The following is a 24,413-nucleotide window of genomic DNA, read 5'->3' as shown; positions in this document are numbered from 1 at the left end:
TACGTGGTGTCCGAAGGGCGCCGGCGTGACACATGGGCCTGATCGACAGGCCGTACCGGCCACTACGCTGACCGGGCGCGCCGCGCGAAGCGCGCCGAGAAGGGGTGGGTGCGATGGATCGAGCCGACACGCTCGTCGTGGGTGCGGGTGTCGCAGGACTGACTGCGGCACGACTGCTTTCCCGGAACGGCCGGCGGGTCGTCCTGCTCGAGGCTCGCGATCGCATCGGCGGACGTGTGTGGAGCGTCCGTGACGGCGGGGTCGTCACCGATCTCGGCGCGTCCTGGATACATGGGATCACCGACAGCCCGGTCGCCGCAGCGGCAGCCGCGTTCGGGCTGCGGACCGTGGAGTTCACGGTCGGCGGGTACCAGCCGTACAGCCGGCCCATCGCGTACTACGGTCCGTCGGGCGTTCGTCTCACCGACGACGAAGTGGAGCGCTTCGTGGCCGACATCGGCGCGGTGGATGCCGAGCTCGCCCGCGTCGTGGCCGCCATGACGCCGGGACGGTCGTACGGCGAGGCGGTCGAGTCGGCCCTGGCCGCCCAGGGATGGGGGGCGGAACGCGCCGAGCGCGTCCGGGAGTACCTGCGCCATCGGACCGAGGAGCAGTACGGCGTCTGGATCGACGAGCTCGACGCGCACGGGCTCGACGACGACTGGATCGACGGCGACGAGGTCGTCTTCCCCGACGGCTACGACGCCCTCGCGACGCACCTCGCGACGGGACTCGACGTTCGACTGGAGCACGTCGTCACCTCGGTGCGCTGGTCGTCCGACGGAGTCGAGGCCACCACCGATCAGGGCGTGTTCACGGCGAACCGTGCCGTGGTCACCGTCCCGGTCGGGGTGCTGAAGTCCGAGGAGTTCAGCATCGAGCCCCCGCTGCCCGAACCCGTGGCCGGTGCGTTGGCACGCCTGGAGATGAACGCCTTCGAGAAGGTCTTCCTCCGTTTCCGCTCGAAGTTCTGGGACGACGAGGTGTACGGCATCCGCCAGCAAGGGCCGGGCGGGGTCTGGTGGCACTCCTGGTACGACCTGACCGCCGTACACGGCGTGCCGACGCTCCTCACGTTCGCCGCCGGTCCGGCCGCGCAGGAGACGCGAGGATGGGAGCAGGAGAAGATCGTCGACTCGGTCCTCCGCGAACTGCGCCGGCTCTACGGCGACCGCGTCGAGAACCCCGTCGGTGTGCACGTGACCTCGTGGCAGGACGACCCCTGGTCGCGAGGTTCGTACGCGTACATGACGGTGGGATCGGCGCCCGAAGACCATGACCTTCTCGCCACCCCCGTGGGCGGCGTGCTGCATCTCGCGGGCGAGGCGACGTGGACCGACGATCCGGCGACGGTCAACGCGGCGCTCCGCTCCGGCCACCGCGCCGCGTCCGACGTCCTCGGTCATGCGGTTCCGATCGAGGACGCCTGGGCCGCCGGCTGAGGGCGTTCCGTCGGCGCCGGTGGTGCGCGGAGCGCGCTTGTGCGGCGCCCTGCGGCACCGACGCCCGTCAGTACCCGAAACCCCCGAACGTCAGCCGGGTCGAGTCAACGCCCTCTCAGGCAGGGACAGTTGACTGACATCTCTCCTCACTCTGGCGGCCGTACGGCGCGGGGACAGCGCGCCGTCCATGGGACGTGAACCACCGTCAGAGGTGCCTCACGCCCCGCTTGCACCCCCGTGCTCGCCTCCCGGGTCCCGGTCGGTGCAAGCGCGGGTTCCGGTGGTGTCGTCCGCCTGGCCGCACGCGCGGTCGGCAAGGTCCGCAGCTGTGGAGCCGGAACTGTACGGAGCCTCTTGCAGCAGGCCCTCGAGCCACGAGTCGAGACTCAGCCGGCTGTGTTCCTGCCCCTGCGGTACGAGTTGGTAGGTGCGCTCCAGCCACTCGCTCAGGGGGGCCAGGGGGATCTCGAACAGGGCCTCACCTTGATGGGATTCCAGGCAGAGACTTACTCGTGTCCCGTCGTCAGCCGGCCACGCGCGGACGTCTGCGAAGCCCGCCGGACGGACCGTTCCCGTGGCCAACAGCTCGCGTGCGAAGGTCCAGCGCACCGACTGACGGGTGTCCAGGTGGATGTCGAGTTGAGCGGCGTAGGGGTCGTCGGCTCGGTAGGTGAACTGCGCACGGAGCGGCAGTACCCACCGCGTGCAGAGCACCAGGGAGATCTCCCAGTCATCCGTCACGCAACTGCTGCTGGGGAGTTGTGTCCTGTCCGCCGCGATGCTGCGCGGACCGTTCTCGGTGCTGCTCATCGTTCTCGCATCCTCATCTGACGTGTCCCGCACCTGAGTTCGGTCGTGCGATCTCATGTGAGGGGACGTCACCGGTCGAGGGCAGAACGCGCGATGACAGACGGTGCGTGAATCGCAGTAGGCGGGGATTCACGGCCTGGGTCGGCTCCTGGCCGCCATCCTGCGGTCGCCGCCGGTGCGGAACGGCACTGTGTCAAGGCGTTCTTCGGGCAGGATGTCACCGGGGTCCGGAGCGACAGGAAGTCAGCATAACCGCCATGGCGCAATGGGGACAGGTCAGTTCAGCGCGCCCGTCCACGTCGCGCCCGGGCCAGTGCGTGCCGGTACGCAGGTTCTATCTCCGGCGGAAGCAACCCGCCGGTCGCAGCGGCGACGAGGAAAGCTGCGACGTCGCGCAGCTTGACGTTGCTGCGCTGGGAGATCTCCACCAACATGGACCATGCGGTCTGACCTGGGCATGAAGCGAGGGCCATCAGCATGCCGCGGGCCTGCTCGATCGTTGCGCGGCTGTCCATCGCTTCACGCAACTGCTCGTTCTCAGCCCGCAGACCGGCAACTTCCGCAGCAGCGGCGCCGGTTGCGGTCCCCGCCACATCGCGGGCTGCCGCTCGTTCCTCGTGCTGGATGTATCGGGACTCACTGGCGATCATGTCGCCCCCTCGCGCCGGACCGGAGCCGTCGCTCCACCCGTCACTCGACTAAACGGGCAGAGGCTCGACCGGGGTCTGGGGCCGCAGCAACACTGTAGAGCCGACCGCCGCTTGCAGGCCAGACGAAGGCCGGTGCTCATCTGCCCGGTCACGCCGTGTCCGGCGGAAGTGTCAGCGGGGTGCCTCGTCCGGTTCCGGCAGCACGTCCTGGGAGCCCTCCAGCACGGCCTTGGCGAAAACGGACAGCCGTTGGTTACGCGAGCGCGCCCCGTTGCGGAGCATCACGAAGGCTTCGTCCACCTCCAGACCCAACCGCTCCGAGAGCGTCCCCTTGGCCTGTTCGATCAGGACACGGCTGTTCAACGCGGTCTGCAACTGTTCGGTGAGGCCGTCCCGGTGCTGAATCGCACGTTGCTGAAGCAGCCCGATGGTGGCTACGTCGGCCAGTGCCTGGCCGACGCGCTGCTTCTCCCCCTCCAGGGCACCCGCCCGGGTATGGAAGAGGTTCAGCGCGCCGATGACCTCGGTGCGCAAGCGCATCGGCAATGCGTGCACGGAAGCGAAGCCCACCTCTGCGGCGGCAGCGGTGAAATGAGGCCACTGGCCGACGGTGCGCAGATCAGCCACCGACACGGGTTCACCGCTGCGGAAACAGTCGACGCAAGGGCCCTGATCGGTCTGCAGCTGAAACAGCTCCAGCAGACGTGTCTTCTCCGTGGACGCGGCGATCACCTGCAAGTTGTCACGCTCGTCGGTGAGCATGATGCCGGCAGCAGTGACGCCCAGCAGCTCTACACACCTCTCGGTCAGGTTGTGAAGAAAGTCGAGCACATCGAAGTCATCGACGAGCGTGTCGGCCATCTCCACGAACACTTCGGTCAGCTGGACCTGTGCCATCTCACTCACCCGCGTCCTTCGGTATTCCCGCAGTCTGCACCAAGTGCGAGCCGTCGCATCGCCCGGTGCCGGAAGAAAAGATCACCGACTCCATGCCTACGGCTCGCTTCCGTCGAACCGCAGACGCCGTGCCACCACGTCCCCGGCAACCTCGCTCAACCGCCGGTCCTGCGAGAACGCGTACGCCCGCAGCCGTACGAGTGCCACCGCCGCCGTCACGCCCAGCTGCACAGTGATCATGCCGGTGGCCTGGTGGACCTCGGGATGCCATGGACCGGTCTGCTCGGACCAGCGGCCGTCCAGCGACGTCTGGGGGTTCCGACCCGTATCGAGCAGCAACCCCAGGACGGTGTCGGCCAGTATCAGTGCGTCGGCCAGTTGATCACGGCTGAGGTTGCCGGGCTCGGCGCGGTACAGAGTCATGACCCCGACACCGGCCCCGCCGATGCGCAGCGGGAAAGCGAACACCGCGCGTACTCCGGCTGCCAGTGCCGCCGGTGCATAGACCGGCCAGCGCGTCCGGCACTCGTCAGCGGCGAGATCCGCCACCAGACACGGGCTGTCGGACGAGGCATCGGGTCCTTCACCCAGCGTCGCGGTCAGCTCGGCCATGTCCGAAGCGAGCTGGGAACTGGCGTGGACCGCTTCGCGGGGGCCGGCATCGAGGACCATCGTGACGGCTGCTGCTCCGACTCCGGCAGCGCGGATCGCTGCGGCGCAGACATGACAGAGCGCAATCGCCTCACCATGTGCGTGTTCGACGATTTCGTTCCACAGCCGGACTCTGCGATCTTCTTTCACAGCACCGCTCCATCTCGACGACCTGGCCGGACGGTGACGTCCGGTCGATCGCGAACTGCCGGCTGCCAGTGCGCTCCCAGGCCCCTCTCCGGGCTGCTCCCACTACTCAGTGGCAGAACTCCGGTACAGCGCGCCACACAGTCGCCATCCATGCTGTGGAGCACCTGGACCCACGCCACCCACCGTACGTCGCGTGAGCAGCACCATGGCTTGTCCGGGGCCTGTCCGGCCCCGTGCCGTTCGAACGGCGTCGGACCGGGGCTCCTCTGCTCGGCCTGCGGGAGCCCGGCGAGGCCCCCGCACGGGGCGCGGAGGGCGCCGTCGGGGTCTCCTGGTCCGCCCCGGACGGAAACGATCCGGGTCACAGCGTCCGTGCGTCTCCAGGACGCCGCAGTCCGCGCGCCGCGTGCGAGGCCGGCGCGCGTCGGCCGGTCTCAGAAGCGCTCGAGCACTTCGTCCACGGGACGGCGCGGTGTTCCCGTGCCCTGTGGGCCGTAGCCCAGACGCAGCACCATCTGGACGGCGCCGGTGTCCGACAGGGGGTCGCGTGTCAGCCTGCGCAGCTCGGGCACTTCCAGCGGGTGGGACGTGAGTGCGGTGGCCAGTCCTTCGAGGGTGGCCAGGAGCAGGACGCGCTCCATCGCCTGCCCCGCGCGCAGCCAGTCGCCGACGTGGTCGCCGGGGGTGCCCAGCAGGGCGAGCTGAGGGGTTTCCTCGAAGGTGGTCGAGCCGCGGTCCGCGATCGGCCGCCGCCCGGCGAAGTCACGTACCGGGGCTTTGCCGTCGCGCTTGCGGGGCCCGAAGGCGTACTCCGGGATGCCGTCGGTGGCCGTGTCGGCGTCGGCGGCACCGATGCGGGTCCAGCGGGCCACGTCTTCGAACCGGTCGGGGTCGAGGGTGTCGTGGCCTTCGGCGTCCCGTACGAGTTCCAGCAGTGAATCCACGTGCCAGGCGCCCGGGAAGGTCAGCTGTCCGCCCTCCTCCGCGGCCGCGTCGCACAGCGCGGTCCTGATCTGCTCGGGGACCTCCTTGTCCGCGAACGGATGGCGGCTGGTGTGGCGGCGCCGCACGGCCGGGTGCAGCTGAGCGAGGTGGAAGCTGCTGCTGACGGGGTCGGTCAGGTGCACGGCGGCGAGCAGCTGCGGGTCCGAGGAGTCGGGCAGCAGGTGCGTCTCCGGCTCCCAGCCGGCGTGTGCGGCGGCGACGCGGAGGTTGAACAGGGCGGCGCCGCAGCCGAGATGGAGCGCGCGCCGGGTGGGGTCGGTGTGGGGCATCGCGCGGTCGAGGTCGGCGTAGAGCTGGACGGTGCGGGGCCCGGAGAGGAAGCGGAACCGCCACGGCTGAGCGTTGTGCATGGAGGGGGCCGCCGTGGCGTCGGCGATGAGTGAGGTGACGGTCTTCGCGTCGAGTTCTGGCACCTGCATGGGGGCCTCCCTGGGAGCTTGCCCGGCCGTGTGCTCTGGAATCGATCCTCGTCGGGTGGCGTGCACGGGGCAAGCCTCCGGCCGGTTCAGGGGCCGGGTGGCCCCCAGCCGGGGCGCGGCGGCCTGGACGCGGCGCCGTGGGCGCGCGAGCGGTAGACGACGTAGGGCCGGAAGAGGTAGCCGACGGGCGCGGTGAAGGCGTGCACCAGCCGGGTGAAGGGCCAGACCGCGAAGAGCAGCATGCCGATCAGGGCGTGCACCTGGAAGGAGAGCGGGGCCGCGCCCATGGCCTCGACGTCCGGCTGGAGAGTGAAGACGGAGCGGAACCAGGGGGAGACCGTCGCGCGGTAGTTGTGCTCCTCTCCCACCACCCCGGCGCCCAGCAGAGTGGTGACGAGGCCGGCGACGAGAGCGGCGACGAGGACGACGTACATGGCCTTGTCGTTGCGGGTGGTCGCCATGAACACCGGGCCGCTGGTGCGGCGGCGGTAGATGAGGATCGCCGTGCCGCCGAGGGTGGCGATCCCGGCGACGGTGCCGAGGACGAGGGCCTGCACGTGGTAAGCGGCTTCGGACAGGCCCACGGCCGTGGTCCAGCTCTCCGGGATGAGCAGCCCGATCACGTGCCCGACGATCACCACCAGGATGCCGAAGTGGAACAGGGGGCTGCCGATGCGCAGCAGCCGCGACTCGTACAGCTGTGAGGAGCGTGTGGTCCAGCCGAACTGGTCGTAGCGGTAGCGCCAGAGGGTGCCGCCGATCAGGACGGCGAGGGTGACGTAGGGCAGTACGCCCCACAGCAGGATGCCGAGCGTGGTCACCGGCGGGCACCTCCCAGATCTGCGGCGGGGAACGGCTCCAGGCCGACGGTCTCGGTGGGCGGGCCGTTGCGGGCCAGGCGCTGTGCGGCGGCGCGGTCCTGCGGGGAGGGGCCGGGCAGCAGCGTGCAGACCGCCTCGACCACCGCGTGGTAAGGGGAACCGGCGTCGCGCAGGGCGAGGCGGAGCAGTTCGATCCCGGCGCGGTGCTCCTGGAGCAGCGTGAGCCCGTCGGTCAGGTCGCCCGTGGCGGCGTACTCGAGGGCGAGCGGCAGATAGTCGGGCAGCTCGTGCGCGGCGGGTTCGAGCCCCGCGCGGCGGTAGCGCTCCTTGAGGACGGCGAGGGCGTTGCCGCGGCGGCGGGTCTCGCCGTCGGTCCACCAGGTCAGGTAGAGGCAGCAGCGGCGGCGCCGGTCGAAGGTGGCGACGTACGTCTCCGCCGCGTCGCGGGGCGGTGTGGCTTCGAGATGGCCGAGGAAACCGGTCAGCGCTTCACGGCCCGGACCGGGTGGCAGCGCGGCGAGCGCACGGGCCACCAGGGGGAGGTGGTCCCGTACGGTCTCGTCCGGGTACTGGAGCAGCACGGAGGCTGCCTGACAGATGACGGCGGCGTCGCGCCCGGAGGTCACGGGCGTTCCTCTCCTTCGTTCCGCGGGGGGCCGGGCGGGAACAGGCCGTCCGGCCGGCCCTTGCCGTCCCAGTTGAGCAGGTTGACGCGCGACCGCTTGTCCTCGGGATCGGCGATCGAGCCGCTGGTCTGGCGCTCCTTCAGCGCGTGGAAGGTCTCCACGGAGACGGGGACGGGCTTGCCCGAGGCCTCACCGAACGGGCCGCTGCCGTACGCGCCGGGGCCGCCCTCGTAGTCGAGGCTGCAGTGGGCCTCCTCCAGCTGCCGTCCCTCCGCCTCGTAGGCGGTGGGGATGACGTAGCGGTCGTTGTACTTGGCCACGCCCAGAAGCCGGTACAGGGCGGAGAGTTCGCGCCCCGTCATGCCGACGGCCCCGGCGACGGATTCGTCCGGTGGGTCCCCCAGGTTGACGGCACGCATGTAGGAGCGCATGGCGGACAGCTTCTGCAGTACGCCCCGGACCGGCGCCGGGTCGCCTGCCGTGAACAGCTCCGCCAGGTACTCCACGGGGATGCGCAGCGAGTCGATGGCGCCGAAGAGATTGTCGAGGTCCTCGCCGTCGTGCCCGGTCTCCGTCAGCGCGTCGACGACGGGGGAGAGCGGCGGGATGTACCAGACCATCGGCATGGTGCGGAACTCCGGATGCAGCGGCAGGGCCACCTTGTGCTTCTTGGCCAGGGCGTAGACCGGCGACCGGCGGGCGGCCTCCAGCCAGTCCTCGGGGATGCCGTCGCGCCGCGCGGCGGCGGCGACCCGGGGGTCCTCCGGGTCGAGGAGCAGCCCCAGCTGCGCCTCGTACAGGTCCTTCTCGTCGGGGACGGAGGCGGCTTCGCCGACCCGGTCGGCGTCGTAGAGGACCAGGCCCATGTAGCGCAGCCGGCCCACGCAGGTCTCCGAGCACACGGTCGGCAGGCCGACCTCGACGCGCGGATAGCAGAAGTGGCACTTCTCGGCCTTGCCGGTGCGGTGGTTGAAGTAGACCTTCTTGTACGGGCAGCCGGTCACGCACATCCGCCAGCCCCGGCACTGGTCCTGGTCGACGAGGACGATGCCGTCCTCGGACCGCTTGTACATCGCTCCGGACGGGCACGAGGCCACGCACGACGGGTTCAGGCAGTGCTCGCAGATGCGCGGCAGGTAGAACATGTACGCCTGCTCGAAGCCGAAGCGGACCTTCTCCTCCGCCTCGCTGCGCATCCGCTCGACGACCGGGTCGAGTTCGGCTGCCTCGGGGCCCCCGCCGAGGTTGTCGTCCCAGTTGGCGCTCCATTCCACGCTCATCGGTTCGCCCGAGATCAGCGACTTGGGCTGTGCGACGGGGAAGTCGTCGCCGAGCGGCGCGGAGGTGAGGTTCTCGTAGTCGTACGTCCAGGGCTCGTAGTAGTCGCGGATGTCGGGCAGTACGGGGTTGGCGAAGATGGTGAGCAGTTTGCGCAGCCGGCCGCCCGCCTTGGGCTTCAGGCGCCCGCCGCGGGTGCGGACCCATCCGCCCTGCCACTTCTCCTGGTCCTGGTACCGCCGTGGATAGCCCTGGCCCGGCCGGGTCTCGACGTTGTTGAACCACACGTACTCGGTTCCGCTGCGGTTCGTCCACGCCTGCTTGCAGGTGACCGAACAGGTGTGGCAGCCGATGCACTTGTCGAGGTTCATGACCATGGCGAGCTGCGCCATGACGCGTCCGGGGGCAGGCTCCCCCCGGGTCTTTCCACGGGAGTCGCGGCGGGGCATCAGTACCTCACGTCCTGGGAGCGTCGGCGGATGACGGTGACTTCGTCGCGCTGGTTGCCGGTGGGGCCGAGGTAGTTGAAGGCGAAGGAGAGCTGGGCGTAACCGCCGATGAGATGCGTCGGCTTGATCAGGATGCGGGTCAGGGAGTTGTGGATGCCGCCGCGCCGTCCGCTGCTCTCGGCGATGGGCACGTTCACGACGCGTTCCTGCGCGTGGTGGACGAACACCGTCCCCGGCGGCATGCGGTGCGAGACGATCGCGCGCAGCACCATGACGCCGTTGCGGTTGACCGCCTCCACCCAGTCGTTGTCGCTCGCGCCGATCGTCTCGGCGTCCTGGGGGCTCATCCACACCGTCGGGCCGCCGCGGGACAGCGACAGCATGAACAGGTTGTCCTGGTACTCGGAGTGGATCGACCACTTCGAGTGCGGCGTCAGGTAGCGGACGGTGACCTGCTTCTCGCCGTCCGGGCCGATCTGCGGTTCGCCGAAGAGCTGATGCATGTCCAGCGGCGGGCGGTAGACGGGCAGCGCCTCGCCGAACTCGTGCATCCAGTCGTGGTCGAGGAGGAAGTGCATGCGCCCGGTGAGGGTGTGCCAGGGCTTGAGTTCCTCGACATTGGTGGTGAAGGCGGCGTAGCGGCGGCCACCGGTCTCGCTGCCGGACCATTCGGGGGAGGTGATGACGGGCACGGGCTGGGCCTGGGTGTCGGCGAAGGTGATCCGCCGCTCCTCGCTGCCCTCGGCAAGGTGCGCCAGCGGTCGTCCCACGCGCTGCTCGGCGTCGCGGAAACCCTCCACGGCGAGACGGCCGTTGGTCGACCCGGACAGGGCGAGGACGGCCTCGGCCATCTTGGCATCGGTGTCCAGGGCAGGCCGTCCGTCGCCCGCTCCGCCGAGCATCAGGCCGTTGAGCTGCCCGAGACGGTCGACCTCCGGCTTCGGGTGGAAGGCCACTCCCTTGGTGGCGAGGCCGAGTCGCTCGGTGAGCGGGCCGAGCGAGGCGAGCTTGTCGGCGACGGCGCCGTAGTCGCGTTCGACCACGGTGAGGGCGGGCATCGTCCGGCCGGGTACGGGGGCGGTGCCGTCGGCCCGCCAGTCGGTGGCGGTGCCCAGCGGCTGCGCCGTCTCGCCGGGGGTGTCGTGCTGGAGCGCCGTGGTGACGATGTCGCGGCGCACGCCGAGGTGTTCGCGGGCCAGTTCGCTGAAGCGGCGGGCGATCGCGGTGAACGCGGCGAAGTCCGAGCGGGTCTCCCACGGCGGGTCGATGGCCGGGGTGAAGGCGTGCACGAAGGGATGCATGTCGGTGGAGGACAGGTCGTGCTTCTCGTACCAGGTCGCCGCCGGCAGCACCACATCGGCGAGCAGCGTCGAACTGGTCATGCGGAAGTCCAGGGCGAGCAGCAGATCGAGCTTGCCCTCCGGGGCGTCCTCGCGCCACGTCACATCGCGCGGCCGCCGGTCCTCCGGTGTCTCGCTCGCGCGCAGGCTGGTGTGCGTGCCCAGCAGATGCTTCAGGAAGTATTCGTTCCCCTTGGCGGACGAGCCGAGCAGGTTGGCCCGCCACAGCGTCAGGCAGCGCGGCCAGTTCTCCTCGGCGTCCGGGTCCTCGCAGGCCCAGCCCAGCTCGCCGGCGGCCAGTTTCCCCGCGACGTACACCGCGACGTCTTCTCCGGAGGCCTCCGCCTCGTCCGCCAAGTCGAGCGGATTGCGGTCGAATTGGGGGTACGAGGGCATCCAGCCCAGCCGGGCGGACAGGGCGAGCGTGTCGGCCGTGTGCAGTCCGGACAGGTCGCCCTTCGCCAGCGGTGAGGTGAGAGCGTCGGCCCGGTATCCGTCGTAGCGCCACTGGTCGGTGTGGGTGTACCAGTACGCCGTACCGATCGCCTGCCTCGGCGGGCGCTGCCAGTCCGTGGCCGACGCCAGTGTCGACCAGCCGGTGACGGGCCGGCACTTCTCCTGCCCCACGTAGTGGGCCCACCCCCCGCCGTTGCGTCCCATGGACCCGGTCAGCATCAGCAGCGCCAGGATCGCCCGGTAGGTGGCGTCACCGTGGAACCACTGGCAGATCCCCGCCCCCATGATGATCATGGTGCGGCCTTCGGAACGCTCGGCGCTGTGCGCCATCTCCCGTGCGATCCGCACGACGGTCCCGGCGGGAACCGACGTCAGCGGTTCCTGCCAGGCGGGCGTGCAGGGCGACCCGGCGTCCTCGTAGCCGCTCGGCCACTGCCCCGGCAGCCCCTCCCGCCGTACGCCGTACTGCGCCAGCATCAAGTCGAAGACCGTCGTCACCAGCCGGCCCCCGACGCGCCTGGCCGGGACTCCGCGACGCAGTACCGCGTCGTCCTGGCCCGTCGCCCCGCCGTCCGCGGTGTCGAAGCGCGGCAGCAGCAGCGCGACCGGCTCCGCGTCCTCACCGAGAAGGGTCAACTGCGGAGTCACATCGCCGAGTTCGAGGTTCCAGCGCCCGGCACCCTCCTCGGTCCACCGGTCGCCCATCGTCCCGTTCGGTACGACCGGCTCTCCCGTACGGCCGTCGACCAGCACGGTTCTCCACTCGGCGCCCTCCTCCGTCCCGCCGAGGTCGCTGGAGCGCAGGAACTTCCCCGGTACGTACGCGCCGTCCCGCTCCTCCAGCGTGACCAGGAACGGCAGATCCGTGTAGCGCTGGACGTAGTCGACGAAGAACGGCACCCGCCGCTCGACGAAGCACTCCTTGAGGATGACGTGGCCCATCGCCATGGCCAACGCCCCGTCGGTGCCCGGCTGGGCGGGCAGCCACTGGTCGGCGAACTTGGTGTTGTCGGCGTAGTCGGGGGAGACCACCACGACCTTCTGGCCGCGGTAGCGCGCCTCGGCCATCCAGTGCGCGTCCGGGGTACGGGTGACGGGCACGTTGGAGCCCCACATGAGCAGATACGCCGCGTTCCACCAGTCCCCGGACTCCGGTACGTCCGTCTGGTCGCCGAAGACCTGCGGGGAGGCGACGGGCAGGTCCGCGTACCAGTCGTAGAAGGAGGTCATGCAGCCCCCGACCAGCTCGATGAACCGCGAGCCGACCGCATGCGAGACCATCGACATGGCCGGGATCGGCGAGAAGCCCGCGATCCGGTCCGGCCCCCACCGCTTGGCCGTGTGGACATGCGCGGCGGCGACCATCTCCACCGCCTCCTCCCACGACACCCGCACGTGCCCGCCCTTGCCGCGTGCCTGCTGATAGCGGCGGCGGCGCTGCGGATCCTCCACGACGTCGGCCCACGCGAGCACCGGGTCGCCCAGGCGCGCCTTCGCCTCCCGGTACATCTCCGTGAGCACACCGCGTGCGTAGGGGAACCGGACCCTGGTGGGCGAGTACGTGTACCAGGAGAACGCCGCTCCGCGCGGGCAGCCGCGCGGTTCGTACTCGGGCGAGTCCGGGCCGACCGAGGGATAGTCGGTCTCCTGGCTCTCCCAGGTGATGATCCCGTCCTTGACGTAGACCTTCCACGAGCACGAGCCGGTGCAGTTCACGCCGTGCGTGGAGCGCACCACCTTGTCGTGGCTCCACCGGTCCCGGTAGAAGACATCGCCCTCGCGGCCGCCCGCACGGAACTCGGCACGCATGTCCGGGGTGACTTCGCGGCGCGTGAAGAAGCGGCCGGCCCGCAGCAGCGCGTCCCCCGCCGGCCGGGCCTCCGCCGCCTCTGTACCTCTCGTGTCCGGAGTCGTGCGGTCCGTCACGCTGTCACCTCGTCCGTACACAGGCTGGGAGTGGCACTTGCCAGCGAGGCGTACCCGCTGATCCGCGGTTCGACTCGGACCACGGGTGAAATGTTTCGTCACGCGAGGATTCAGCCGTAACGGTGTCGTAGCGGACTGCCGTGGGCATCGGAACCACAGGCGGCTCAGGCGGGCGACCGCTCGTCGGAACGAGGGAGGATTCTTGAACCGGAACGGCACACCCGGGACGGACCGTACGCCCGCCTCCGCTCAGCCCGCTCTGATGCTCGCCCTGGCCACCGCCGGATTCGTGGTCGCCTTCTGGGCGTGGTCCCTGCTGGCGCCGCTGGGCTCGACGCTCGCCGACGAACTCGGCCTCAGCTCGTTCCAGCAGTCCCTGGTGGTGGCCGTTCCCGTCATCGTCGGATCTCTGGGACGCGTCCCCGTGGGCGGTCTGACCGACCGTGTCGGTGCACGCCGGATGTTCCCCCTGGTCTCCGCCCTGACGATCCTGCCCGTGCTCTACCTGGGCCACCTCGCCGACTCCTTCGCCGAAGTGATCGCCGGTGGGTTCTTCCTCGGGCTGGGCGGCACCACGTTCGCGATCGGAGTGCCCTTCGTCAACGCCTGGTACCCGCCGCAGCGTCGCGGACTGGCACTCGGCATCTTCGGTATGGGCACGGGCGGTACCGCCATCTCGGCGTTCACCACGGTGCAGTTGGCCGACGCCGTGTCGAACAGCTTCCCCTTCGACCTGGCGGCCGTCGTCCTGGCGGTCTACGCCGTCACCGCCCACATCCTTCTGCGCGACCATCCGGACCGTGCCGTCCCGGCAGGGTCACTGGTCAGCCGCATGGTTGCCGGCGCCCGGACAAGCGGCACCTGGGGGCTGGCCTTCCTCTACGCCGTGGCCTTCGGAGGATTCGTCGCCTTCAGCGTCTACCTGCCCACCTACCTCTCCAGCGCCTACGGACTCGGGCATTCCGACGCGGCGGTGCGCACCGCCGGTTTCGTCGTACTCGCCGTCGTGGCACGCCCGTTGGGCGGCTGGCTGTCCGACAGGCTGCACCCCGTTCCGGTGCTCGTCGCCGTCTACACGCTTGTGGCCGCGCTCGCCGTCGTCTGCGCCTTCGAACCCCCGCTCAACCCCGTCGGGACGACCGCCTTCCTCGGGATGGCGGTCGGCCTCGGAGCAGGAGCGGGCGCCGTGTTCGCGCTCGTCGCCCGGCTCGTGCCCGCGGCGCAGGTCGGCTCGGTCACCGGGATCGTCGGCGCCGCCGGAGGGCTCGGGGGGTTCTTCCCGCCGTTGGTGATGGGCGTGGTCCTCGGGGCCACGGGCGAGTTCACCTGGGGATATCTCCTGCTGGCCGTCACCTCGGCAGCCGCCGGGGTGTTCACCGTGACCAACGTACGGCGCCGCGCCCGCAACGCCCCGGCACAGGCCTGAGTTGCGGGACGTCCCCCGTCTCCCGCCTCCCGTTCCCCGTCCGCTGTCTCCCGTCCGCCGTCCCTCGTATCCCGTCCCCCGTATCCCGTCCCCGACGACCGTCCGGCGTGCACCGCGTCAGCTTCCGGAGGGCCGGAACCGGGCCGGTGTCCGGGCTTCCCACTCCTCGCCGGTGCCGTCCGTATCGGGGAACCCCCGGCGCCGCGCCGGCCGCCTACTAGAGTGAGACGGTGCCTCCTCCGCCGGAAGACCCGTCGCCGCTCATCGGCGAAGACGACCGCGAAACGGCCGTGCAGCGCCTGCAGGAGGCGTACGCCGAAGGCCACATCTCGTACGAGGAGATGGACGAGCACCTCCACCAGGTGCTCACCGCCAAGACGCACGGCGAGCTCGTGTCGGCACTGGCCTCGCTCCCGGAGGGGAATGCGGGCACCACGTCCACGATCGCCGCCCTCAACGGACGGATCCGGCGGCGCGGCGCATGGCGGGTTCCCCGGACGCTCAAGGTCGAGTCCGCGTTCGGGAGGGTGCACCTGGACCTGTCCCGGGCGGTCATCGAACATCCGGTGGTCGACATCGAGTTGCAGCTCGGCTCCGGCAGAGCCAAGATCACGGTGCCTCGCGACGCGGTCGTCGACGTCGAGGGTCTGCGCACCGTGTGGAAGGACGCGCTCTACAAGACCCCGCGGCGCTCCCGCCCCGGCGGGCCGAGAATCCGGATCTCCGGGGCCATGGCGCTGGGGCGGTTGAAGATCCGCCATGCGCGGCGTTGAACCCCCGGCGTACCCGAGATCTGCGTGATCGGCGGCCCGGTGTACGCACTTGAGGCGGCGCCGCCGATGTGCCCGGCCGGAATGTATCCGCTTTGTATGCCCGCCTTCTTGAATCGTCCGGTCGGCCGACGACGAGCGATGTCACGTGCGGCGGTGCGTCACCCGCCACTGAGCACGGTGGTTGCGGTCGCCGCTCCCACATGCACGGAGACCCTGGCCGGCCGGCTGGAGGCCGCCGGTTCCGGCCACCCGGTCCACCGTTCCGTTCCAACGTTCCGACCTCGAGGAGCTTCTGAATGAGACCGCGTACGAGGGTGCTGCTCGGCGCCGTGGCGGCCCTGATGGCCTCAGGGATCACGTTCTCCACCGTGTCCGCCAACGCCGCGACGGACGCGGCGCCCGCCGGCGGCTCGCCCGCCGCGGCGGCCGCCGTCAAGATGAAGGTCGCCACCCACAACGTGTGGCGCGGGAAGGCCACCTTCAAGCCGCACGGCGACGTGATCGGCTGGCAGGAGATGAACACCGCGGCCGACCGGAAGCGGCTGCGGACCGAACTTTCCGGGTACGGCCACTTCCTGCCGCGGGAGGGCGCGGCAGGAGCAGTGCCGATCTCCTGGCGGAAGGACACGTTCAAGCTCATCAAGGCCGACGCCGTACTGACCCACAAGGGCGAGGCGCGGGTGACGCCGAGCCGCTACGTCACCTGGGCACTCCTGGAACACCGGGCGAAGAAGCAGCGGTTCGTCATGATGAACACGCACTTCATCTCCGGTGCCTGGAGCAAGCATCCGGAGCGGCAGGGCCGCTGGCTGAAGCACGCGGACAAGCTGCGCTCGGTCATCAAGAACCTGCACGGCAAGCACCCCGAGCTGCCGGTCTTCGTGGTCGGCGACTTCAACCGGCCGCGCTCGCTGAAGCTGCCGGGCAGTGTCCAGTACATCCGGGTCAAGGGCGCCGAGGGCACACCGATCGACCAGGCCTATGCCACCCGGTCGGTGAAGAACACCCTGGTCGAGCGCCTGCAGCGCTTCGGCTCCGACCACTTCGCGTACCGGTTCACCGCGACGTTCTGACCACTCGGCCGTCGGCCGCAGCTCCCTCACCGGGGGCTGCGGCCCACTGCTGCGTGTGGCGGGGGCGTCCGAGCTGACGGGGCGTCCGGCCGCCCGAAAACCGAGTGCCGGCTCCGGCGGCGGTTCACTACTGTCGGCTCATGCCCCGGCGAATCATGTACGTGCAGCTCAAGACCGGCTACGACATCGACCGGGGCCCGTCGTGGATCGCCTGGGTGCGATTCTCCAAGACGTGGAAGACGGCCTACGTCCACGGCCGCACGCTGCGCCGTCAACCTGGCATGTCCGATGGCAACTTCTGCGATGTGGAGACCCGGGAGGACTTCTGGGTCTCCGGCCCGAAGCGGGACCGGACCGACGGCCGGTACGGCCCCGCCCTGCCCGCCGTCGACGACGACGCCCGGGATGCGTACGAGGCGTTCCTGGACGGAGCCCCGCTACCGGGACGTGAGCGGGGCTGAGGGATCGCAGCCGGTCCGCCGTCCTGGCGGCCGGCCCCGGGCCCGGCCGCTTCGTGTTGAGCGCCGGCGTCGCAGCCCTCCGGACCGGGGCGTGAAGTCCGGCTTGCGGTATGCGAGTTGAAGCCGAGTCGTCCGTCTGCCCGCTCCAGTGCGCACCAATGTGCTCAACCCGCCACAGTGTTCGGCTGAGTGCATAGAGTCGCCGTTTCCGACCGGAGCCCGTCGTGACGGCGAACAGGAGACGGAGATGGCAGTGAACGAACAGTCCGGAAGCCGGAGCGATGCCCACTCGGCTGAATCGCCGGTGGCTCGCCGTACTGCTGAACTGTACGCACACGACGAGCAGTTCAGGGCAGCCAGACCGCTGGACGCCGTCACCGGGGCGATCCGGGCACCCGGCATGCGGCTCCCGCAGATCATGGCCACGGTCCTGGAGGGTTACGCGGACCGCCCCGCCTTCGGCGAGCGCGCGAAGAAGCTGGTGAAGGACGCCACGACCGGCCGAACGACGTACGAACTGCTGCCGGAGTTCCGGACCATCAGCTACCGCGACGTACAGGCCAGGGTCCAGGCGCTCGCGAACGAATTATCCGGTGACGTGAAGTCCCCCGTCTCGGCAGGGGACTTCGTCTGCACGCTGGGCTTCACCAGCGGTGACTACGCGACCGTCGACCTGGCGTGCATCCATCTCGGCCTGGTCTCCGTGCCGCTGCACATCACCGCGACGCCGTCCGAGCTCGCACCGCTCGTCGCGGAGACGGAGCCGCGCGTCCTGGCGGTCAGTGCCGAACTCCTCGACACAGGCGTTGAGCTGGCGCTGGGCAGTGCGTCGCTGCGGCGGCTGGTCGTCTTCGACTGCGACCTGCGGGTGGACGAGCGGCGTGAACGGTTCGAGGAAGCGGCGGAACGCCTCGCGGATGCCGGGTCGCAGGTCACGATCGACACGCTGGACGCGATGCTCGCACGCGGAGGTGCGCTGCCGCCCGCACCCCTCCGTACGGACGTGGCCGACGACTCCCTGACCTCGCTTCTCTACACCTCCGGCAGTACGGGCGTTCCCAAGGGGGCCATGTACACGCAGCGGCTCGCCACTTACCTGTGGGGCGCGTCGTGGCGTACCACCGACACACCCGTGATCACGCTCAACTACCTGCCCATGAGCCACCTTGCGGGCCGTTACATGCTGTTCAGCACGCTCAGCGCGGGCGGTGTGCACTACTTCACGGCTGCCGGCGACCTGTCGGAGCTGTTCGAGGACATGTCCCTCGCCCGTCCGACCGACCTGATGCTGGTCCCGCGCGTCTCGGAGATGGTCTTCCAGCAGTACCGGAGCGCGGTGGACCGGCGTGTGGCCGCGGGCGGCGAACCGGCCGCCGTCGAGGAAGCGGTGCTCACGGAGATGAGGGACGACGTCCTCGGCGGGCGGATCGTGCGCGTCATGTGCGGCAGCGCACCGCTGGACGCCGAGACGCGGGCGTTCCTGGAGGCGTGTCTGGAGCTGAAACCGGCCGACGGCTACGGCGCGACGGAAGCCGGGATGATCACGACGGGGCACAAGCTGGCCCCGCCGGTGACCGACCACAAGCTCGTCGACGTACCGGAGTTGGGTTACTTCGGTACCGATACCCCGTACCCCAGGGGTGAGTTGAGGATCAAGACGGAAATGATCATGGCCGGTTACTTCAACCGGCCGGAGGCCACCGCGGAGGCGTTCGACGAGGAGGGCTTCTACAGGACGGGCGACATCATGGCCCGCACCGGCCCCGACGAGTACGTGTACGTGGACCGCACGAAGAACGTACTGAAGCTCTCCCAGGGCGAGTTGGTGGCACTCTCGCGACTGGAGACGGTCTTCGCCGCCAGTCCGCAGATCCGGCAGATACTCGTCCACGGCAGCAGCGAGCGCTCCCACCTCCTCGCCACCGTCGTACCGACTCCGGAGACGATCGAGCAGGCCGGGGGGAGCGCGGGCGCGCTCAAGTCGGCCCTGAGCCGGGCACTCCGCGAGGCCGCGAAGGAAGCCGGGCTCAAGTCCTACGAGATTCCACGCGACTTCATCGTGGAGACCGAACCGTTCTCCGTCGGGAACGGTCTCCTCACCGATGCCGGGAAACTCTCCCGTCCCCGGGCCAAGGAACGCTACGGCGCGCGCCTGGAGCAGCTCTACGCGGACATCGCCGCCGAGCAGGCGGACGAACTGCGCGCCCTGCGCCGCGAGGGCCGGGAACGGCCCGTGCTCGAGACGGTGGGGCGTGCCGCCCGGAGCCTGCTGGGCTGCCCCTCCGCCGACATCGACCCCGGGGCGCGCTTCACCGACCTGGGCGGCGACTCGCTCTCCGCCCTGTCCCTGTCCCGGCTGCTCGGCGAGATCTACGAAGTGGACGTCCCCGTCGCCGTCCTGACCAGTCCGGCCACCGATCTGCGGCAGCTCGCGCACCACATCGGGACCCGGCTCGCCTCCGGTCAGGACCGCCCTTCCTACGCCGGCGTGCACGGACCGCAGCCCACGGAGATCCGCGCCGGGGATCTCCGCCTGGAAACCTTCGCCGGCGCCCGGGTACTCGACGAGGCCCGGACACTCCCGCGTCCGGACGGACCGCCCCGCACGGTCCTGCTGACCGGCGCCAACGGCTACCTCGGGCGCTTCGTGTGCCTTGAATGGCTCGAACGGCTGGCGGAACGGGGAGGCACCCTGATCTGCCTCGTCCGGGGTGCCGGCCCGGAGGCCGCCCGCCGCCGTCTCGACGCGGCCTTCGACAGCGGCGACCCCGAACTCCTCGAGCGCTACCGGAAGTCGGCCGACGGCCGTCTGCGGGTGCTGGCCGGCGACATCGCCGAACCCGGCCTCGGTCTGGACGAGCGGGACTGGCAGCGGCTCGCTGCCGAAGTCGACCTCGTCGTCCACCCGGCCGCCCTGGTCAACCATGTGCTGCCCTACAGCCAGCTGTTCGGCCCCAACGTGGCGGGCACCGCCGAACTGATCAGACTGGCGCTCACCACGCGCGTCAAACGGTTCGCCTTCCTGTCGAGTGTGGCAGTCGGCACGCGGTCGGCCGGGCCGCTCACCGAGGACGGCGACATCCGCACCACCGTCCCCGTACGCCGCGTCGACTCGGCGTACGCGAGCGGCTACGGCACGAGCAAGTGGGCGGGTGAGGTGCTGCTCCGCGAGGCCCACGACCTGTGCGGACTGCCCTGCACGGTCCTCCGCTCGGACATGATCCTCGCGCACACCCGCTACCGCGGCCAGTTGAACGTCCCCGACGTCGTCACCCGCCTGCTGCTCAGCCTCGTCGCCTCCGGCACCGCGCCCCGCTCCTTCTACGGCACCGACGCGGGCGGCAACCGGCAGCGGGCCCGACTCCACGGTCTGCCGGCCGACTTCACCGCCTGGGCCGTCGCCGCGATCGGGGACCGGACCACTGACGGCTTCCGCACCTGCAACGTCGTCAATCCGCACGACGACGGCGTCTCACTCGACGTCTTCGTGGACTGGCTGATCGAGAGCGGACAGCGCATCCGGCGCATCGACGACTACGACGAGTGGTCCGGGCGCTTCGAGACGGCCCTGCGGGGCCTGCCGGAGCGGCAGCGGCAGCACTCCCTGCTCCCGCTGATGGACGCCTTCCGCACACCGGGGCAGCTCGCCCCCGCCGAACGGACGCTCCCCACGGACCGGTTCACCGCAGCCGTGCGGGAAGCGGGAGCCGACGGGCACGACGGCATCCCCTCGCTCCAGCCGTCGCTCGTCGCCAAGTACGTGACGGATCTCCGGCACCTCGGGCTGCTCTGAGCGGACGGCGAGGGGCGGGGCGGACGTGGAATCCCCGGGCCGGGCCCGGCCGGGGGGTTCCACGTCCGCCACTGCCTCCAGCTGTCACGACGCCCGAGAACAAAGGCTCGCGGGCAGCAGCACGGTCGCCGTCGTGCCCCCGTCCCGGCCGGACCGCGCCGGGCTGAACTCCACCTCGATGCCGTGATGCCGGGCCAGGCAGCCGACCACGACGAGCCCGATGTGGTTGGTGAAGCCCCCGCCCGGATCGGGAGAGCGCCGGAGCCGTGCGTTGACCTCGGCAAGATGCTCGGGGTCCATTCCCAGGCCGTCGTCGTGGATCTCGATGCGAAGCCGGCCGTCGGACGCCACCTGAGCCACCGCCTGGACGGAGGCCTGGGGAGGGGAGAACGACGTTCACGCGTCGGCTTCGACATCATCGATGTCCGGCACGTCGGCCACCTCCCCAGCTTCCCGTTGGGGAAACAACCCTCGGATCACTTCGGGATCACGTCTTCAGGCCCCTCTGGTTGAGAGAAGCCTCGGGAGAACCGCCAGTGCAGGTTGGCGGTTCCATCCAGCGTGGGGATGTAGAACCGGACGTGTTTGCCGCTCGGCGAGAAGCGCAGGTACTTCCAGCCGCCGAAGTTCTCGCCAATCACGACGTCCCAGTCGTCCAGGTCGTCCGCTGTGGCAACAGCGGTCATCGAGCGGTCCGGCTCGTTTCCGGCTGGGCAGTGCAAGCCAAAGCCGGCGATGGCTGCCACTGTGTCCTTGTGGGTGGCGAGGACGATGTCCTTGCACTTGAGTTCCTCACTGCCGTAGAGCAGTTGGGCCCTCGAGAACGCGCCGCCCTTGGAGCTCTGGTGACGTTCGACCAGTCCCCTTGGCGTGTACCGCAGCTCGACGTCACGGCCGTCGTCCAAGGTGAGTTGCGCGTAGACCTCACCGGTCTCCGACCGGCCCACCTCGTCGGCCTGTTCGCTCCAGTATTCGTCCCAGATGAACCAACTCCCCGTCAGCATCACGGCGAAGATGGCGCATATGCCGATCAGCAGGGCTTGCTTTCCTCGCACGATGACTCGCCAACCTTTCAATGAGTACCAGTGGGTACTGGGGCGGCTCCAGTACCGGCGACCCGTCGGACCTGTCGGGGTGGCAGGACTTCGAACGCCTGATGCGGCACCTGAGGGGCTTCGTCCGACCTTCGAACCCTGCTCACTGGCAAGGCTGTTGAACAGCAGTCCGGGCGCGTGCGGCACCGGCGGCGGCACGCACCCGGACGGCCTCCGGTCAGGGGCGGGGCCCCGTCAGCAGCGGGCCGGCTTCCTCCATGAGCACTCCAGGACGCCCGTTCCGGCCGTGTCGGACGGCTGCGGGCCGCCGCTCTTCGGGTTCCGGGACTCATCGCTCCGGCCTGTGCCGTCGGCCGCCTCGCCGTCACCGCCGGACTCGGCCAGCGCGACGACGATCTTGTCCTCGATGTCCTTCACCGACTCGGCGAGGTAGTTGTTGAGGATGACGCTGAACACGAGCTGACGGCCGCCGGCGTCGGTGACGTACCCGGAGAGTCCCGAAGCGCCGGTCAGCGAGCCCGTCTTGGCGTGCGCGTTGAGTTCGGCGGGGGTGTCGCACATGCGGGTACGGAGCGTGCCGCCCTTCATCCTGTCGGGTGCGCAGGCGATGGGGAGGGCGTCGTGGAACTCCTCGAACCACGGCTTGCTGCGCACCGCACGGAGCAGGGCGGCGATCTGCGCGGCGGGCACGTTGTTCATACGGGAGAGCCCCGAGCCGTCCACCTGGCGCAGTGTCCCGGTGTCCACGCCCTCCTTCTCGAGGAAGCCGTCGACGGCTTTCAGCCCCTCGTCCCACGTGCCCTCGCCGCCGCTCTCGTAGCCCATGGTCTTGGTGAGGACTTCGGCGTGGTTGTTGTTGGACAGCTTCAGGAACGGGACGTTCAGCTCGGTCAGCGGCATCGACTTGTGACGGGCGACCCGCCGTGCGCCGTCCGGGGTGGCCTTGCCCAGTTCGGTCCTGCCCGCGACGCGGACGCCGTGGTCCCTGAGCGCCTCGGCGAAGACGGAGGCGGCGTAGCCGGTGGGTTCCCACACGCTCGTCCACGACTCCTCGGGGTCGGCGCCGACGGGGATGCCGCCGCTCACCGTGAGGGTGTTGCCGCCGTGTTCGCGGTCCACGGACAGCGAGTTGGAGCCGTCCTCGGCGACCGTCTCCGCGGTGACCTCGACGTCGACGTAGTCGTTGGCGGGGGTCATCTTCACTTCGGGCTTCTTCCCCGGCGCGGAGCCGGGGGCGACCTCCAGTTTCACGGAGCCGGTGTCGTAATCGGTGTCCGGGGCGACGCTCAGCGCGGAGATCTGCGACGAGTAGTAGGCGGACTCGTCGTCGGCGGCCCAGGAGCGGCCGAGCCGCTCGTCGTCGAACCGCGTGTCGTCCGCGACGAGTTCGCCGGTGACCTTCTTGATTCCGGACGCGGCCACGTCGGCCGCCAGAGCGTCGTAGTCCTCGGCGAGCAGCGTCGGGTCGCCGGTGCCGCGCAAGTACAGGTCACCGTCGAGCTGTCCGCCGTCGCGGGTGCCGTGCGCGAGGACGTCCGTACGGTATCGGTAGTCCGGCCCGAGGACGTCCAGGGCAGCGGCGGCGGTCAGCAGCTTCGTGTTCGACGCGGGCATGAGTCTCTCGCCGGAGTGCCGCTTGTACAGGACGTCTCCGCCGGCAGCCTCCCTGACCACGACGCTCGTGGCGCCCCCCTCCAGCCGCTCGTCGTCGAGGATCCGGTCGAGGGTCTTCTTCAACTCGCTGCCGGCCGTGGGCGATTCGGCTCCTGCGGCCCCGCCCGTGCCCAGCACCAGGACGAAGCCGACGGTGACGGCGGCGGCCTTGTTGCGGAGGCGGCGCCTGGGCACGGCCGCCGCCGTCGTACGGGAGGCGGGCACGCCACCGGGAAGTGTGAGTCTCTTCATGGCGTGGCAGCCTGCCAGCACCGAGGGCAACTTCGCGACGGGTCGCGCGTGTTCGCCGGTCCCTTCCCCGGAACCCCGGCAGAATCCGGGGAGGACGCGACGTGTGTCGCCGCCGTGGTGCAGTGCGGGAGGAGTTGGCAGCGTGCGGTGACTTCCCGTGCGTGGACCAGTTGAAGGGCGATCCTGAGGGGCGGCAGTGACGGTTGTGGGGGGAAGGCCGACGGGATGAGTGAGCGCGGCAGCGGGTGGACGACGGGGCCGACGGGCTTCGAGGACGAGGTTCCCTTCCTCTCTCGCCTCGAACGTGAGGACCGCGAGGCCATCCTCGGCCTGGGGCGTCACATCCGGTACGCAGCGAGGGAGGTGATGCTGCGTGAGCACGAACCCTCCGCCCATGTACTGATCGTCCTCAGCGGCTGGATGAAGGTCACGTCATCCGCCTCCAACGGCTACGAGGCCCTCCTCGCGCTGCGCGGTCCCGGCGACATCGTGGGCGAGGGGGCCGTGCTCAGTGGGAGACCCCGCTCGGCGACGGTTACGGCGCTGGGGGAGGTGGAGACGGTTGCTGTGGACTCGGAGCGCTTCACCGCGCTGCTCACGGATCGTCCCGCCATCGCCATGCAGTTGCTGGCACTGGCCACCGACCGTACCCGCGACAGCGACCGGCGGCGTGTGCAGTACGCGGCGCTGAGCGTGCAGGAACGGCTGGCGGCACTGCTGTTGCAGTTGGCGAGAACACATGGTGAGGACACCCCGGAGGGTGTGCGGCTCACCCCCGGGCTCACGCAGCAGGAGTTGGCCGGCTCGGTGGGTGCCTCCCGGGAAGCCGTGGCGCGTCTGCTGAAGAACCTCCGGGACCGCGGGGTGGTGCACACGGGCCGCCGCGGGCTGGTGCTGGTGCGTCCGGAAGTGCTGCGGCAGATGACCTGGGAGGGCTGACTGGCGGCCCCGGGCCGCTGTGTGCACTCGGTCACATTCCTTCTGTGCTAGTTTCCGTCGTCCTCAAC

The 24,413-nt window shown here is 70.1% G+C and carries 19 protein-coding genes; 7 read left to right on the top strand and 12 right to left on the bottom strand.

The genetic code is table 11. The features are described from left to right. Positions 1 to 113: 113 nt before the first annotated feature. The gene (locus ACFPA8_RS02165; RefSeq protein ID WP_386441377.1) at positions 114 to 1,442 is read left to right on the top strand and encodes a flavin monoamine oxidase family protein; all 1,329 of its coding nucleotides are present in this window, start codon (positions 114 to 116) and stop codon (positions 1,440 to 1,442) included. A 216-nt stretch (positions 1,443 to 1,658) separates the two neighbouring features. On the opposite strand, the gene ACFPA8_RS02160 is transcribed toward ACFPA8_RS02165, so the two are convergent. From ACFPA8_RS02160 to ACFPA8_RS02120, 9 genes are all read right to left on the bottom strand, one after another. Further along, a complete protein-coding gene (locus tag ACFPA8_RS02160; RefSeq protein ID WP_386441374.1) occupies positions 1,659 to 2,252 on the bottom strand; it encodes an SsgA family sporulation/cell division regulator in 594 nt (197 codons plus the stop codon). Between the two features lie 281 nt (positions 2,253 to 2,533). Next, complete coding sequence (locus ACFPA8_RS02155) at positions 2,534 to 2,902, bottom strand: ANTAR domain-containing protein (protein ID WP_386441372.1); 369 nt, start codon at positions 2,900 to 2,902, stop codon at positions 2,534 to 2,536. 171 nt (positions 2,903 to 3,073) lie between these two features. Continuing rightward, positions 3,074 to 3,799: a GAF and ANTAR domain-containing protein gene (locus ACFPA8_RS02150; protein ID WP_386441370.1), complete on the bottom strand. Its 726-nt coding sequence runs from the start codon at positions 3,797 to 3,799 to the stop codon at positions 3,074 to 3,076. 96 nt (positions 3,800 to 3,895) lie between these two features. Next, positions 3,896 to 4,600, bottom strand: a complete 705-nt coding sequence (locus ACFPA8_RS02145) for a GAF and ANTAR domain-containing protein (RefSeq protein ID WP_386441368.1) — start codon at positions 4,598 to 4,600, stop codon at positions 3,896 to 3,898. Positions 4,601 to 5,034: 434 nt separating this feature from the next. Next, entirely contained in the window at positions 5,035 to 6,024 is a 990-nt protein-coding gene (locus ACFPA8_RS02140; RefSeq protein WP_386441366.1) for an Acg family FMN-binding oxidoreductase, read from the bottom strand. An 86-nt stretch (positions 6,025 to 6,110) separates the two neighbouring features. Next, complete coding sequence (narI, locus tag ACFPA8_RS02135) at positions 6,111 to 6,845, bottom strand: respiratory nitrate reductase subunit gamma (protein WP_386441364.1); 735 nt, start codon at positions 6,843 to 6,845, stop codon at positions 6,111 to 6,113. Continuing rightward, a complete protein-coding gene (gene narJ / locus ACFPA8_RS02130; RefSeq protein WP_386441361.1) occupies positions 6,842 to 7,471 on the bottom strand; it encodes a nitrate reductase molybdenum cofactor assembly chaperone in 630 nt (209 codons plus the stop codon). Before narJ ends, narI begins: the two co-directional genes overlap by 4 nt. Continuing rightward, positions 7,468 to 9,141 carry a nitrate reductase subunit beta gene (narH, locus tag ACFPA8_RS02125; RefSeq protein WP_386441359.1) on the bottom strand — a complete coding sequence of 558 codons (1,674 nt, stop codon included), beginning with the start codon at positions 9,139 to 9,141 and terminating at the stop codon, positions 7,468 to 7,470. Before narH ends, narJ begins: the two co-directional genes overlap by 4 nt. 56 nt (positions 9,142 to 9,197) lie before the next feature. Beyond that, positions 9,198 to 12,920: a nitrate reductase subunit alpha gene (locus ACFPA8_RS02120; protein ID WP_386441356.1), complete on the bottom strand. Its 3,723-nt coding sequence runs from the start codon at positions 12,918 to 12,920 to the stop codon at positions 9,198 to 9,200. 262 nt (positions 12,921 to 13,182) lie between these two features. Here ACFPA8_RS02120 and ACFPA8_RS02115 point away from each other — a divergent pair, with 262 nt between their 5' ends. The 5 genes from ACFPA8_RS02115 (at position 13,183) to car (ending at position 20,446) form a co-directional block, all read left to right on the top strand. Then, complete coding sequence (locus ACFPA8_RS02115) at positions 13,183 to 14,346, top strand: MFS transporter (protein ID WP_386442761.1); 1,164 nt, start codon at positions 13,183 to 13,185, stop codon at positions 14,344 to 14,346. A gap of 230 nt (positions 14,347 to 14,576) precedes the next feature. Next, positions 14,577 to 15,119 carry a DUF1707 SHOCT-like domain-containing protein gene (locus ACFPA8_RS02110; protein ID WP_386441353.1) on the top strand — a complete coding sequence of 181 codons (543 nt, stop codon included), beginning with the start codon at positions 14,577 to 14,579 and terminating at the stop codon, positions 15,117 to 15,119. A gap of 296 nt (positions 15,120 to 15,415) precedes the next feature. Next, a complete protein-coding gene (locus ACFPA8_RS02105; protein WP_386441350.1) occupies positions 15,416 to 16,192 on the top strand; it encodes an endonuclease/exonuclease/phosphatase family protein in 777 nt (258 codons plus the stop codon). Positions 16,193 to 16,332: 140 nt separating this feature from the next. Continuing rightward, positions 16,333 to 16,653 (top strand): hypothetical protein, encoded by a 321-nt coding sequence (locus ACFPA8_RS02100; RefSeq protein ID WP_386441347.1) that lies wholly within the window; start codon positions 16,333 to 16,335, stop codon positions 16,651 to 16,653. 247 nt (positions 16,654 to 16,900) lie between these two features. Further along, positions 16,901 to 20,446 (top strand): carboxylic acid reductase, encoded by a 3,546-nt coding sequence (car, locus tag ACFPA8_RS02095; protein ID WP_386441344.1) that lies wholly within the window; start codon positions 16,901 to 16,903, stop codon positions 20,444 to 20,446. An 84-nt stretch (positions 20,447 to 20,530) separates the two neighbouring features. On the opposite strand, the gene ACFPA8_RS02090 is transcribed toward car, so the two are convergent. From ACFPA8_RS02090 to dacB, 3 genes are all read right to left on the bottom strand, one after another. Then, positions 20,531 to 20,806: an ATP-binding protein gene (locus tag ACFPA8_RS02090; protein WP_386441341.1), complete on the bottom strand. Its 276-nt coding sequence runs from the start codon at positions 20,804 to 20,806 to the stop codon at positions 20,531 to 20,533. Positions 20,807 to 20,922: 116 nt separating this feature from the next. Beyond that, the gene (locus tag ACFPA8_RS02085; RefSeq protein ID WP_386441338.1) at positions 20,923 to 21,501 is read right to left on the bottom strand and encodes a hypothetical protein; all 579 of its coding nucleotides are present in this window, start codon (positions 21,499 to 21,501) and stop codon (positions 20,923 to 20,925) included. A 234-nt stretch (positions 21,502 to 21,735) separates the two neighbouring features. Further along, a complete protein-coding gene (gene dacB / locus ACFPA8_RS02080; RefSeq protein ID WP_386441335.1) occupies positions 21,736 to 23,406 on the bottom strand; it encodes a D-alanyl-D-alanine carboxypeptidase/D-alanyl-D-alanine endopeptidase in 1,671 nt (556 codons plus the stop codon). A gap of 225 nt (positions 23,407 to 23,631) precedes the next feature. On the opposite strand from dacB, the gene ACFPA8_RS02075 reads away from it, so the two are divergent. Beyond that, complete coding sequence (locus ACFPA8_RS02075; protein ID WP_386441332.1) at positions 23,632 to 24,345, top strand: Crp/Fnr family transcriptional regulator; 714 nt, start codon at positions 23,632 to 23,634, stop codon at positions 24,343 to 24,345. Positions 24,346 to 24,413: the final 68 nt, after the last annotated feature.

It is taken from the genome of Streptomyces ovatisporus (assembly GCF_042653885.1).
GTDB lineage: Bacteria > Actinomycetota > Actinomycetes > Streptomycetales > Streptomycetaceae > Streptomyces > Streptomyces ovatisporus.
This window is presented reverse-complemented; position numbering and strand designations above follow the sequence as displayed.

Bases quoted from the DNA above. Each gene is read 5' to 3' on its own strand.
- ACFPA8_RS02100 (WP_386441347.1), top strand. From the start codon at position 16,333: ATGCCCCGGCGAATCATGTACGTGCAGCTCAAGACCGGCTACGACATC.
- ACFPA8_RS02140 (WP_386441366.1), bottom strand. From the start codon at position 6,024: ATGCAGGTGCCAGAACTCGACGCGAAGACCGTCACCTCACTCATCGCC.
- ACFPA8_RS02160 (WP_386441374.1), bottom strand. From the start codon at position 2,252: ATGAGCAGCACCGAGAACGGTCCGCGCAGCATCGCGGCGGACAGGACA.
- ACFPA8_RS02155 (WP_386441372.1), bottom strand. From the start codon at position 2,902: ATGATCGCCAGTGAGTCCCGATACATCCAGCACGAGGAACGAGCGGCA.
- dacB (WP_386441335.1), bottom strand. From the start codon at position 23,406: ATGAAGAGACTCACACTTCCCGGTGGCGTGCCCGCCTCCCGTACGACG.
- ACFPA8_RS02075 (WP_386441332.1), top strand. From the start codon at position 23,632: ATGAGTGAGCGCGGCAGCGGGTGGACGACGGGGCCGACGGGCTTCGAG.
- ACFPA8_RS02105 (WP_386441350.1), top strand. From the start codon at position 15,416: ATGAGACCGCGTACGAGGGTGCTGCTCGGCGCCGTGGCGGCCCTGATG.
- ACFPA8_RS02165 (WP_386441377.1), top strand. From the start codon at position 114: ATGGATCGAGCCGACACGCTCGTCGTGGGTGCGGGTGTCGCAGGACTG.
- narH (WP_386441359.1), bottom strand. From the start codon at position 9,141: ATGGCGCAGCTCGCCATGGTCATGAACCTCGACAAGTGCATCGGCTGC.
- ACFPA8_RS02150 (WP_386441370.1), bottom strand. From the start codon at position 3,799: ATGGCACAGGTCCAGCTGACCGAAGTGTTCGTGGAGATGGCCGACACG.
- ACFPA8_RS02115 (WP_386442761.1), top strand. From the start codon at position 13,183: ATGCTCGCCCTGGCCACCGCCGGATTCGTGGTCGCCTTCTGGGCGTGG.
- car (WP_386441344.1), top strand. From the start codon at position 16,901: ATGGCAGTGAACGAACAGTCCGGAAGCCGGAGCGATGCCCACTCGGCT.